General features: G+C 40.0%; 13 protein-coding genes. 10 read left to right on the top strand and 3 right to left on the bottom strand.

Features of this window, described 5'->3' with window-relative positions:
• Nucleotides 1-196: 196 nt before the first annotated feature.
• Nucleotides 197-1,378, bottom strand: coding sequence for an MFS transporter (locus ACQ5H4_RS20500; protein WP_430776822.1), 1,182 nt, complete (start codon nt 1,376-1,378; stop codon nt 197-199).
• Between the two features lie 141 nt (nt 1,379-1,519).
• Here ACQ5H4_RS20500 and ACQ5H4_RS20495 point away from each other — a divergent pair, with 141 nt between their 5' ends.
• A complete protein-coding gene (locus ACQ5H4_RS20495; protein WP_430776821.1) occupies nt 1,520-1,912 on the top strand; it encodes an OsmC family protein in 393 nt (130 codons plus the stop codon).
• 32 nt (nt 1,913-1,944) lie between these two features.
• On the opposite strand, the gene ACQ5H4_RS20490 is transcribed toward ACQ5H4_RS20495, so the two are convergent.
• On the bottom strand, nt 1,945-2,358 hold the full coding sequence (locus tag ACQ5H4_RS20490) for a pyridoxamine 5'-phosphate oxidase family protein (RefSeq protein ID WP_430776820.1): 414 nt from the start codon (nt 2,356-2,358) through the stop codon (nt 1,945-1,947).
• Between the two features lie 91 nt (nt 2,359-2,449).
• On the opposite strand from ACQ5H4_RS20490, the gene cax reads away from it, so the two are divergent.
• The 3 genes from cax to ACQ5H4_RS20475 all read left to right on the top strand — a co-directional run bounded on the left by cax (nt 2,450) and on the right by ACQ5H4_RS20475 (nt 5,359).
• Nucleotides 2,450-3,508 (top strand): calcium/proton exchanger, encoded by a 1,059-nt coding sequence (cax, locus tag ACQ5H4_RS20485; protein ID WP_430776819.1) that lies wholly within the window; start codon nt 2,450-2,452, stop codon nt 3,506-3,508.
• Between the two features lie 339 nt (nt 3,509-3,847).
• Nucleotides 3,848-4,450 (top strand): YczE/YyaS/YitT family protein, encoded by a 603-nt coding sequence (locus tag ACQ5H4_RS20480; RefSeq protein WP_430776818.1) that lies wholly within the window; start codon nt 3,848-3,850, stop codon nt 4,448-4,450.
• Between the two features lie 84 nt (nt 4,451-4,534).
• Complete coding sequence (locus ACQ5H4_RS20475) at nt 4,535-5,359, top strand: YfkD famly protein (RefSeq protein WP_430776817.1); 825 nt, start codon at nt 4,535-4,537, stop codon at nt 5,357-5,359.
• A gap of 56 nt (nt 5,360-5,415) precedes the next feature.
• On the opposite strand, the gene yfkAB is transcribed toward ACQ5H4_RS20475, so the two are convergent.
• Nucleotides 5,416-6,534, bottom strand: a complete 1,119-nt coding sequence (gene yfkAB, locus ACQ5H4_RS20470; RefSeq protein ID WP_430776816.1) for a radical SAM/CxCxxxxC motif protein YfkAB — start codon at nt 6,532-6,534, stop codon at nt 5,416-5,418.
• Between the two features lie 167 nt (nt 6,535-6,701).
• On the opposite strand from yfkAB, the gene ACQ5H4_RS20465 reads away from it, so the two are divergent.
• The 6 genes from ACQ5H4_RS20465 to pdaA all read left to right on the top strand — a co-directional run bounded on the left by ACQ5H4_RS20465 (nt 6,702) and on the right by pdaA (nt 11,136).
• Entirely contained in the window at nt 6,702-6,887 is a 186-nt protein-coding gene (locus ACQ5H4_RS20465; protein WP_119706735.1) for an SE1561 family protein, read from the top strand.
• Nucleotides 6,888-6,980: 93 nt separating this feature from the next.
• A complete protein-coding gene (locus tag ACQ5H4_RS20460; protein WP_430776815.1) occupies nt 6,981-7,166 on the top strand; it encodes a DUF4083 family protein in 186 nt (61 codons plus the stop codon).
• A 5-nt stretch (nt 7,167-7,171) separates the two neighbouring features.
• Nucleotides 7,172-7,810, top strand: coding sequence for a hypothetical protein (locus ACQ5H4_RS20455; RefSeq protein ID WP_430776814.1), 639 nt, complete (start codon nt 7,172-7,174; stop codon nt 7,808-7,810).
• Nucleotides 7,811-8,132: 322 nt separating this feature from the next.
• Entirely contained in the window at nt 8,133-9,683 is a 1,551-nt protein-coding gene (locus ACQ5H4_RS20450) for a fumarate hydratase (RefSeq protein WP_430776813.1), read from the top strand.
• A 53-nt stretch (nt 9,684-9,736) separates the two neighbouring features.
• Nucleotides 9,737-10,261, top strand: coding sequence for a chloramphenicol phosphotransferase CPT family protein (locus tag ACQ5H4_RS20445; protein WP_430776812.1), 525 nt, complete (start codon nt 9,737-9,739; stop codon nt 10,259-10,261).
• A 65-nt stretch (nt 10,262-10,326) separates the two neighbouring features.
• On the top strand, nt 10,327-11,136 hold the full coding sequence (pdaA, locus tag ACQ5H4_RS20440; RefSeq protein WP_119706740.1) for a delta-lactam-biosynthetic de-N-acetylase: 810 nt from the start codon (nt 10,327-10,329) through the stop codon (nt 11,134-11,136).
• Nucleotides 11,137-11,476: the final 340 nt, after the last annotated feature.

Raw genomic sequence — 11,476 nt, 5'->3', positions numbered from 1 at the left:
TACCCCTAAAAAACACGAAAGCTGTCATCTAATGATGACAGCAGAATTGCTTGGGTTATATTTTATTAACTTCATCATACCATATATCTTACGAGGTAAGAAGGGTTTTGCTCATTATATTTTTCTTCCTTAGATCGATAGAGGATCTACCACATTTACATACATTGTAATAGTTTTAATTTTAAAATTAGTAAAATCATGCATTTCTTTCACTCGCTAAGTTTACTTTCATCCGTTTCCCAAACACAACAATCACAAGGAAGATGGAAAAAAGAAGCGTACTGACGATATGAAAAAAGCTGATTTGTTGAAAGGCTTGAATGATGACCCCACCAATCGAAGGTCCTGTTAAGCTTCCCAGGCTAAAAGCGATCCCACAAAGCAAATTTCCTGTAGGTAATAAATTTTTTGGCATAATATCAGTCATAAACGCTATTCCAAGCGAGAATGTTGAACCTACCACCATACCGGATGAGAGGAAACAAATAAATAAACCAAGAAATGATTCTTCTAAAAAGCTCGCTGCAGAGAAGCTCGTAAATCCAAGAAATAAAATGACGATCAGCACTTTCCGGCGACCAAAGCGGTCACTAAGAATTCCAAGCGGTAGCTGTGTAATAATCCCACCAACTGCGAAGGAAGTAAGCAAGATAGACACTTCTGACACTTCAATACCAGACCTGAGGGCATATACTGGAAAAATTCCATTCAGTGATGATTCCAAAAAGCCATACGCAAGGGGTGGCAAAAAAGCTACCCAACCATACTTTAGTGCTTGCCCAAATCGTTTTCCCGTGTCTTTTAGTCCACCGATCCCCTCGTCATTCTCAGGGTACTCATTTTTTAATGCGAAAATAAACACCCATCCGACAAGACAAATGGCTGAGGAGATGATAAACGGAAGGGAGGGACTAATGTTTACAAGTGGTGTCATCAGGGGTCCTGCCGCAAACCCTATTCCAAAAAACAATCCGTATAAGGATAGATTTCTTCCTCTAGTTGCTTCTGGAGAAGAAGAAGTAATCCAGGTTTGTGTCGCAAAGTGAAGGGCGTGGTCACCTATACCAATGAAAAAGCGAAGCAAAAGCCAAAACCAAAAGTTCTGCCACAAAGGAAAAAGGGCAAGGGCAACAACAACCAATAATCCCCCAATTAAAATAATATTTTTATATCCGAACTTTCGAAGCGGCTGCTCCATAAAAGGAGAGGCTATAAGAATTCCTATATATAAAGCAGTAGCATTCATTCCGTTCATTCCAGAACTAATCCCGCTTTTTTCAAAAATAACCGCGACTAATGGAAGCAGCATCCCTTGGCTGAAGCCTGAAATCGCTACAATACTGACAAGGATCCAGAAAGCGTGTTTACTATTTTTCATATAATGTTTCTCCTTCATATTTCTTCTCCCATCATACAAGAATATTTCGGAGGTTGAAACAAAATTTTATCCTGAATTTCTTTATAAAATTGGAAAAATAGTGTAATCTCATGTGTATGAAAATCATATCGAGGTGAGCAAATGGAATTTCATATGAAGGATGTCGGGTTTTACACAGAAACTCCATACGGAAGATTAGATGTGTCAGGTGATGAAGCTTACGGATTCCGTCCTTATCAGCTTTTGGTTGCTTCTGTTGCCGTCTGCAGCGGGGGGGTTCTTCGCAAAGTGCTTGAGAAGATGCGCATGACCATTGAAGATATACACATTGCTACAGACGTTGAAAGAAACAAAGAGGAAGCCGATCGGGTCGAGGTGATCAAAGTTCACTTTACAATTAAAGGTGTGAACCTAGACGAAAAGAAAATTCATAAGGCAATGGAATTAACAAGGAAAAACTGCTCGATGGTTCAATCCGTGGTTGGAAAAATAGAAATCATTGAAACGTTTGAAATTGCTTCAAATGGTTCATAAAGGGGAGGGGCAGAATTTTTCTGCCCCTCTTTTTAAATGATTAACTCTTCCGGCTCACTGCCTGCTTTTTCAAAATAAAGGATTCTTTGTGGCTTGAAAGCTAATAATACGTAATTCGGATCATCCGAGCCCGACATCCATTCAGCTAACGAGTCGTCCCAAAATCTTTTTCGAAGGTCTGGCGATTCCTCAATGGAGGCGGTTGCTTCAATTTCACAATAATGATGGGTAAAGCTTCCTGCTTCGAGACCGAGTAAAATGTGAACATTTGGATTGGCATTCATGTCATCTAGCTTATGGGTGTGTTTGTGAGTGGCTGCATATAATGTTAACCCATCGTGAAAAAAGAGCATAAATCGGCTAAATGGTTTCCCGTCTTGAATCGTAGCAAGCGTTCCAATCGCGTGTTTATCAAACATATGTAGTACTTTATCTTTTACATTCATTACGATCTCTCCTTTTAAGAAGCTACCTATAATCTGTCTCGTAACCGAGTTTTTATAACTGATAAATTTTACATGGAAGAAGGAAGACATGATGGCAAATAAAGTATTCTTGATATTGGTCCTTGTGGGTGTGCCGTTATCTGTGATCGGTACGATGATGCACTGGTCAAGTATTATCATGTTTATTATCTACTGTTTAACGATTATTGCGTTATCTAGTTTTATGGGGAGAGCGACCGAGAGCTTGGCTATCGTTACCGGACCCCGAGTAGGAGGATTGTTGAATGCAACCTTTGGCAATGCGGTAGAGTTAATTATTTCTGTGTTTGCGTTAAAAGCAGGATTAACGGGTGTCGTTCTTGCCTCATTAACCGGTTCTGTCCTAGGAAACCTTTTGTTGGTGGCAGGACTTTCATTTTTTGTCGGCGGTATTAAATATAAAAGACAAACCTTTAATGTGTTCGATGCAAGACATAATTCTGGATTACTAATGTTTGCTGTGATTGTTGCATTTGTGATACCTGAAGTATTTTCAATGACCATGGAACCAACGGAAAAAATGTCCTTAAGCGTTGGCATCTCGGTGATTTTAATTCTTTTATACTTAGCGGCTTTATTTTTTAAGCTGGTTACTCATCGTGGGGTATATCAATCCTCTGACGAAGGTGAAGAACATGAGGAAGAGGTTCCGGAATGGGGAAGAAACAAAGCGATTGGAGTGTTATTTATTGCCACACTTGCTGTCGCATACGTTTCTGAAAATCTCGTTCATACCTTTGAAGTAGTCGGAGAAACCTTCGGATGGACCGAGCTTTTCATCGGAGTCATTATCGTGGCTATTGTTGGAAATGCTGCTGAGCACGCATCTGCGGTTATTATGGCTTATAAAAACAAAATGGATATCGCGGTAGAAATTGCGGTGGGGTCGACACTGCAAATATCGATGTTCGTAGCACCTGCGCTCGTGTTAGTTTCTTTATTTTTCCCAACACCGATGCCATTAGTGTTCACTATCCAGGAGCTGATTGCGATGGCGTCGGCTGTGTTATTGTCGATTATCATCGCAAACGATGGAGAATCCAATTGGTTTGAAGGAGCCACCTTACTAGCTGCCTATTTTATTATGGGAATTGGATTTTATTTATTATAAAGGCCAAAAAAGACTCGGTATCAAGAAACGATACAGAGTCTTTTTTTATTTTTTTAAGTAATATTGATATTTTCAAGAATATGTTGGACAAGGTCGGAATAAAAAGATACAGACGCTTGTTTTCTAGTTTATCAACTCCCTCTTTATAATGATGGTTTCGTTAAAGAAGAGACGAATAACAAGATAAACTACAAACCTCCTTTTAAAAGTGTTAAGCGAATGTTCTACTATCCTCCTTTGTTAGAATGTAAGCTTATTATAGCTCACAAAATTATTTATGTAAATATTCAGAACATTACAATATTGTTACAATTTGGCGAAAGGGGGCTTATTTACTCGTTGTTTATACATCGCTTATCGTTCTATGTTGGTGGACTTGCTATTTTGACTTTAGGTGCTTCTCTAACCATAAAAGCTGATCTTGGTGCTGGCCCTTGGGACTCACTGAATGTTGGATTGACCCATTTGGTAGGGCTAACGGTAGGTGGTTGGTCCATCATTATTGGTCTACTGTTAATCTTCTTGAATGCGCTGATCAAGAAGACGATGCCAGAAGTGTCCTGTGCCATCACGGTAGCTATTAGTGGGATTTTTATTGATGGGTGGCTATTATTTGTGTTTGATGGGTTTCATCCAGTAGGGTTCTATCCTAAGTTAATAAGCCTTACCGTGGGAATCCTACTCATTTCATTAGGCATCGCTACGTATATACAGGCAAGATGGCCACTGAGCCCAATTGACGACTTTATGATTGCTTTGAAGGATAGATACAAGATTACACTCGGAACAGCCAAAACGATTGGTGAGGTACTAGCCCTATGCTTTGCTGTTCTCCTTCATGGGCCGATTGGGTTGGGTACGTTTGCCGTGGCACTTGGTCTAGGGCCGTTTATTGCCTTTTTTAGCTTGATGTGGGAAAGAGTTTTAATTAAGAGATGGTAGAAGTTTTTGGCAAATGGATAATTTGATGGAACTCCGAAAAAACTAATATCAAATCTATGAGTTAGCTGAAAGGAGTTCCACTACATGAGAAAGTTATTGTATGCGCTAGTCGTTGGCTTTCTTTTCTCGCTCTTATCTTTTTCCACCATACACGCTGAAAAACCAGCTGCACCTGAAGCAAAAAAAGAAAAACAACAACAAGTTCAAGTTCCAAACTCAGTACTAAACATTACAAAAGAAAATACATATCCAAACCCAACTCAGGATATGCCGACCTTGCAACCTAGTGAACTGACTAAGGATTTAATTGAATCTTCTAAAGTGAAAATCGAAAACCCAGAATTGATTCGCATGTTAAATGAAACTACTGTGAACAGTACACCGTTTGCTGTCGGTTACCGTGCGATCATTTACTTAGGACAGTGGCCGCTAAATTATGAATCAAGTGAAACGGCACCGAACTGGGAATATCAAAAAATTAATACGAATTATGTAGACAATCGTGGAGGAAATACCAATTACCAAATGCATTATGTCCAAGAAATGCAGAAAATTGTACGAGGTGGATTAACATCCAAGGTGGCTAATGCAGAGGATGTTAAGAAAATGATGCTGTTAAAGGCTGCAGAAAAAACAGGTCTTCCTCTTGCATTTGAAACGGTCGTAGGCGGGGGGACGAAGAAGGATCAAGTTTACAATGTACCACCGAAACGCCTTGGCTATCTGTATGGTTACGCACCAGCTGTGAATGAAAAAGGAAAAGTCACTTACGGTGAAGTGTATATCATGCTTAAAGGCAGCAAAAAAATGATCGTGGTGAAAAACGTAACGTCGCAAGGAATAGGTGCTTGGATTCCTGTTCAGGACCATGTTTCATTTGGATTCATCGCACCAGATAAGCCGAGATAAGTGTAAGAATGAATAAAAGGGTCGATCACTAAACTTGGTGATCGACCCTTTCATTGTTAAATGAGAGCTTTCCGTGTAGAAAAATCCATGTCTTTATAATAGCTATTTTTCACTAACACATTCGGTCCTAGGCATCGAGCGGACGGACAATGGCAACTTAAGCTTTTGGCCAAATCCGTCTCAAGCCATTTATTAAAAATGCCAGGTAACTCATCGGTTTGAATATTTCCAAGTGGTGGAGTATCGCCGAAATCCGTTACGATGACTTCCCCTGTGAAAATATTAATATTGAGTCTTGAGCGTCCATCAGGATCATTGCGGACAGATACATTTTTTGCAAGACTAAGCTTTTGTAAAAGAGCTTGATCTTCTTCACTTGTGTTACACGCATAGAATGGTAACGTTCCAAACAGCATCCATACCTTTTCGTTTCGGAAGTCAAGTAATCGGTGAATCGCTTGGCGCATTTCGACTAGCCCGAGAACTTCTAGATTAGATGCGAAGTCAGAAGGGTACATCGGGTGTATTTCATGACGTTGACACTTCATTTCTTCAACGATCTGTTCGTGAATACTTTCTAAGTAGGGAAGAGTCCGCTTATTCAGCATCGTCTCCGCTGATACCATCACTCCTGCATCGACCAATGCACGGCTGTTTTCAATCATTCGATTGAAAAGTGCGGCACGTTGCTCACGAGTTGGTTTCTTTTCCATCATCGCAAATCCACCGTCGATAAAATCATCCACTGTTCCCCAATTATGCGAAATATGGAGAACATCTAAATAGGGGCTGATTTTATAATAACGTTCAATATCTAATGTAAGATTTGAGTTAATCTGAGTACGAACCCCACGTGAATGGGCATACTCAAACAAAGGAAGCACATAGTTCTCAACCGACTTCAGTGATAGCATAGGTTCTCCACCTGTAATACTAAGCGAGCGAAGATGTGGTATTTCATCAAGCCTTTGAATTAATAAGTCGACTGGCAAGCCCTTAGGATCCTTTGGCTGCAAAGTATAACCAACTGCACAATGCTCACAGCGCATATTGCAGAGTGTGGTTGTTGTAAATTCTATATTTGACAGGGTCATTTTCCCGTGTTGTTCTACATCCATATAAGCTTCCCAAGGATCATACTGGGGAGTGATGGTTGGTTTGTTCATTGTCTTCATCGATTCTCTCCTTTTTCAAGATCATCCTTTGCTATTATCAATTTGTATGATGAATCTGTCAATCCATGTTCAACTTCTTTGAAAAATGGGGAAAATAGAAGCAAACAGCCTTGAAAGTTGGAAGGAATTTCTGTAGGATGAAAAACGAGTGAAAGGAGCGAGTCGAATTGGGTAACAAAGTAAGCGATAAGAATTCACAGGTTACATTTTTAAAACAACGATTAAATATGTTTATTGAAGTATTGGATGCGATTGAGCCAGAAAATACAGAGCTGGAAGATATCGATCGTCTAATTGAAATGATTGATGATTTAGAATCAAAATGCCGAGAATTTAATAACCGCGATCAATAAATGACAAAGTGTAGCTTAGTGAAGCTGCACTTTTTTCTATAATGAAACTTATGTTACATGTATTCGTACATATATATAGAAAGGATGTGGAGAATGTTGAATATGGGAGATTTGTTATTTCAGATTTTATCCATGCTATTAATGGTCGGGTTTGTTACGGTGTTTATTTACATACTTGTGAGTTATTTAAATCGGTCGAAGAAACCTTCATCTTCAGCAATTGAAGAAAAACTGGACCGCATTATCGAATTGCTCGAACAGGAAAGAAAGAGGGAATAACTTTTATGTTAAGTAGAAGTCAGTTTGCGATTATCTTAGGGTTTGCCATCGTTCTTGGTATCATTGCGGCATTGGTTGACATTCCATTTTGGATATTAATTGTAGTCATTTTATTGATTACTATGGCAGTGAGCAATTTGCCCATCATGATCAACCTCTATCTAACGGACAATATGAAAAAGGTGGAGAGGTTTTTAGAAGCTAGACTGAATCAGCCTATCTTTCATTTTTATTATGCGTTAGCAAACGAGGATGACTTTCAGGTAGAAAAAGCACTTCGTGACGTACGTGAAAAATATAAAAAAGGTCATTATTATACAATTTATTCTGTTACATATGCTGCGTATAAAGGAAAGTTAGTGGAAGAAAAAGACGTAATTGCCAAGATCAAGCAGCCAGCGTTGCGATTGTATTATGAGGGGCTATTGGCGATTGAGGAGGAAGAGCTGGAGCGTGCCTTGCAACTCGCTAAGGAGCAGAAGAAACCTTGGATGAAGGAAGCGATATTAGCGGAGGTTGCAGGTAGACGTGGGGAGAGGGATCTCGAAATCAAGCACCAGCAGGAAGCGATTCGCTTGACGCATGGGCTTCAGAGGTACTTGTTGGTGAAGAAGTATGGGGTTGCGGGTGAAACTCGCGGATAAAAATAGGATTTTCTATGAAAGCCGACCTCGATGGCCGTGATACTCACGGCCGTTTTTAAATTTCCAAGGAGCGAATTGAACAACTCGCCGAAATAATCCTCAAAGTCGCCGATATAATAAAAAACTCGCTGATAAATCCTCTAAACTCGCTGATTTATTACTAAAACTCGCCGATAAACCGATCTACATCAAACACTCCGTACCTGTAACCGATTCCATCTAAACCCTTTTCATCAAATCGTGATAGGAGTATAATATGTGTGGGGAAATGTTGAAAAATTCATACTTATTTTTTTAGATACATGGGGAAGGGGAACCAGTCATGAATATCGAGAAGTTTCAGGAAAGTATGTATCAACTCATCGTAGAAACATCAACAAAACTGCCAAAGGATGTTCGACGTGCCATTCGTGCGGCGAAGGAAAAAGAGAGCGCAGGTACACGCTCAGCAATGAGCTTAGCAACAATTACAAACAATATTATGATGGCAGATGACAATGTGTCGCCAATCTGTCAGGATACAGGGCTACCAACGTTTAAAATTAAAACGCCTGTTGGAGCCAACCAAATCGTGATGAAAAAAGCAATTAAAGAAGCAATTGCCCAAGCAACGAAAGCCGGAAAACTTCGTCCAAACTCAGTGGACTCTCTTACCGGTGATAACAGTGGAGACAATCTTGGAGAAGGTACCCCTGTTATCAAGTTCGAACAATGGGAAAAGGATTATATCGACGTGCGCCTGATTTTAAAGGGTGGCGGTTGTGAAAATAAAAATATTCAATATAGCTTACCAGCAGAGCTAGAAGGACTTGGTCGCGCAGGTCGTGATCTAGATGGAATTCGAAAATGTATCATGCACTCGGTATATCAAGCACAAGGACAAGGCTGTAGCGCTGGTTTTATCGGTGTCGGTATCGGGGGAGATCGAACATCTGGTTATGAATTAGCAAAAGAGCAGCTATTCCGTTCGGTAGACGATGTGAATCCTAACGAAGATCTTCGAAAATTGGAAGAATACGTGATGGATCACGCTAATGAATTGGGAATTGGTACGATGGGATTTGGTGGGGAAACAACTCTCCTTGGTTGTAAAGTAGGTGTCATTAACCGTATCCCTGCGAGCTTCTTCGTATCTGTAGCGTATAACTGTTGGGCGTATCGCCGTTTAGGAGTAGAAGTGAATCCAGAAACAGGTGAGATCAACAGCTGGATGTATCAAGAAGGAGAGAACGTAGATTTTGCTGCGGAACAAGAAGCGCAAGCACAAACAGCGGCTTCTCAAGAAATAGAGAATCGCGTGGTTACACTTGAAGCGCCTATCACAGAAGAGCAAATCCGTGAACTTCAAGTGGGCGATGTTGTAAAAATTAATGGAATGATGTACACGGGGCGCGATGCCATTCATAAATATTTGTCTGACCATGATGCACCGATTAGCCTTGACGGACAAATCATTTACCATTGTGGACCGGTTATGCTAAAGGATGACGAAGGCAAATGGCATGTTAAAGCGGCTGGCCCAACAACCAGTATTCGTGAGGAGCCTTACCAAGGAGATATCATGAAGAGATTTGGTATCCGTGCAGTTATTGGAAAAGGCGGAATGGGTTTAAAAACTCTAGCTGCCTTAAAAGAACACGGTGGCGTGTACTTGAATGCAATTGGGGGAGCAGCACAGTACTATGCTGATTGTATTAAATCGGTTGAAGGTGTAGAACTTATGCAATTTGGAATCCCAGAAGCGATGTGGCATTTAAAAGTAGAAGGTTTTACAGCCGTGGTGACAATGGATTCCCATGGAAACAGCTTGCATCAAGATGTGGAAAAATCATCTTTAGAAAAGCTAGCTAATTTCAAAGAACGAGTATTTTAATATAGGATCGAGTGCTGTAGTAGCACTCGATTTTTTACATAACGGAGGAACAAATGAAGGGGAATATAATCTTTTTAAATGGTGTTTCAAGTGCGGGAAAAAGCACATTGTCAAAGGAAATCGTGAAGCTTCTTCCTAACTATTTTCATTTTAGTGTGGATGACTTTGACACAATCATTGAAAGGATGGAAGAACGTGGGACGGACCGTCTAATCCCTGTCCCTACAGAAATGTTTTTTCATCGGTCGATTGCTATGTTTTCCGACCAGGGCATAAATCTGATTATCGACCATGTGCTGCACGATCAAGAAACGATCACAGATGCTTATCATACATTGAGAGACTATCCCATCTATTTTGTTGGTGTTCATTGTCCTGTGGAGGAACTAGAAAGACGTGAAATAGCACGTGGAGATCGAAGGATTGGACAAGCAAGACTACAACTACAATTTGTTCACCAACGGAATGAAGCCTATGATATAGAAGTGGATACTTTAATAAACGATCCGATGAAAAATGCTCAAGCCATTGCTGAATTTGTTTTAGCTAACGAAGCTTCGCTCGGTTTTTCCAAATAACATGAATGATTTTCTCTCTAATTACGGACAATAAGGAAAACTTGTACTGTGAGAGGGGACTACAGATGAAAAAGCTGTTAGCCATCCTTTTTTCCTTATTGCTTAGCTTTTCGACCATCGTCTCAGCAAGTGTCTCCAATGCTCCGATTCATTGGGGCTTTAAAAAATCTTCGAATGAAGAACCGGTCGAAGCCGGAAAAGAGTATGATGAGCTGTTAGAGAAGTACGGAGCCTTTTATAAAGGTGATCCAAAGAAAAAGGACATATTCTTAACATTTGATAATGGCTATGAAAATGGGTATACAGCCAAGGTGCTTGATGTGCTGAAAAAAGAGAAAGTACCTGCCGCCTTTTTTATAACTGGTCATTACTTAGAAAGCGCCTCTGACCTTGTGAAGCGGATGGCTGATGAAGGCCATATTGTTGGCAATCATTCGTATTATCACCCGGATATGACGACTGTAAGCGACGAAAGATTTTACAGAGAACTTGAAAAAGTTCGTGCAGGTACCGAAGAAATTACTGGTGTTAAACATATGGTGTACCTTCGTCCACCTCGAGGAGTATTCAGTGAACGTACCCTTATGAAGGCTAAGGAAATGGGCTACACCCATGTTTTCTGGTCTCTCGCTTTTGTTGACTGGTACCGCGACGACCAAAAGGGATGGCAGTATTCTTATAATAATGTGATGAAGCAGATTCATCCGGGAGCGGTACTGTTGTTGCACACGGTATCAAAGGACAATGCGGATGCTTTAGAAACAATCATTAAGGATTTAAAACAGAAAGGTTATACCTTTAAAAGTTTGGATGAGTATACTCGCGGTGAGGCAATGAAGGATCCGATCTTTAAGATTAGGAAACGAAATAAATGATAAATTGCGATGCGGATATCTTTGATGTCCGCAACTTCTATGTTTTATCAAAATAAAAGAGAAAGTTATTGTGTTTTATCGTGAAATTATGTAAGATATTCTTCGGCTTCAAAAATTTGAAGTCTCTTTAAAAAATAGTTAGAAAACAGAAGTTGACTTCTGCGAATTAAGATGATATAGTAATACATGTAGCCGACAACAACGACTTGAAAAAAACTTTCGAAAAAAGTTTTTCGTAGAAGTTGACAACGGTGAAATGATATAGTAAGATAATCAAGTGCTTAATTGAACCTTGAAAACTGAACAAGACAACAACAAACGTCAACGTTTTAACTAAGTT

The organism is Bacillus coreaensis (assembly GCF_050586445.1).
GTDB classification, from domain to species: domain Bacteria; phylum Bacillota; class Bacilli; order Bacillales; family Cytobacillaceae; genus Robertmurraya_A; species Robertmurraya_A coreaensis.
The sequence above is the reverse complement of the archived record's forward strand: the minus strand, read 5'-3'. Positions and strand labels throughout refer to the sequence as shown.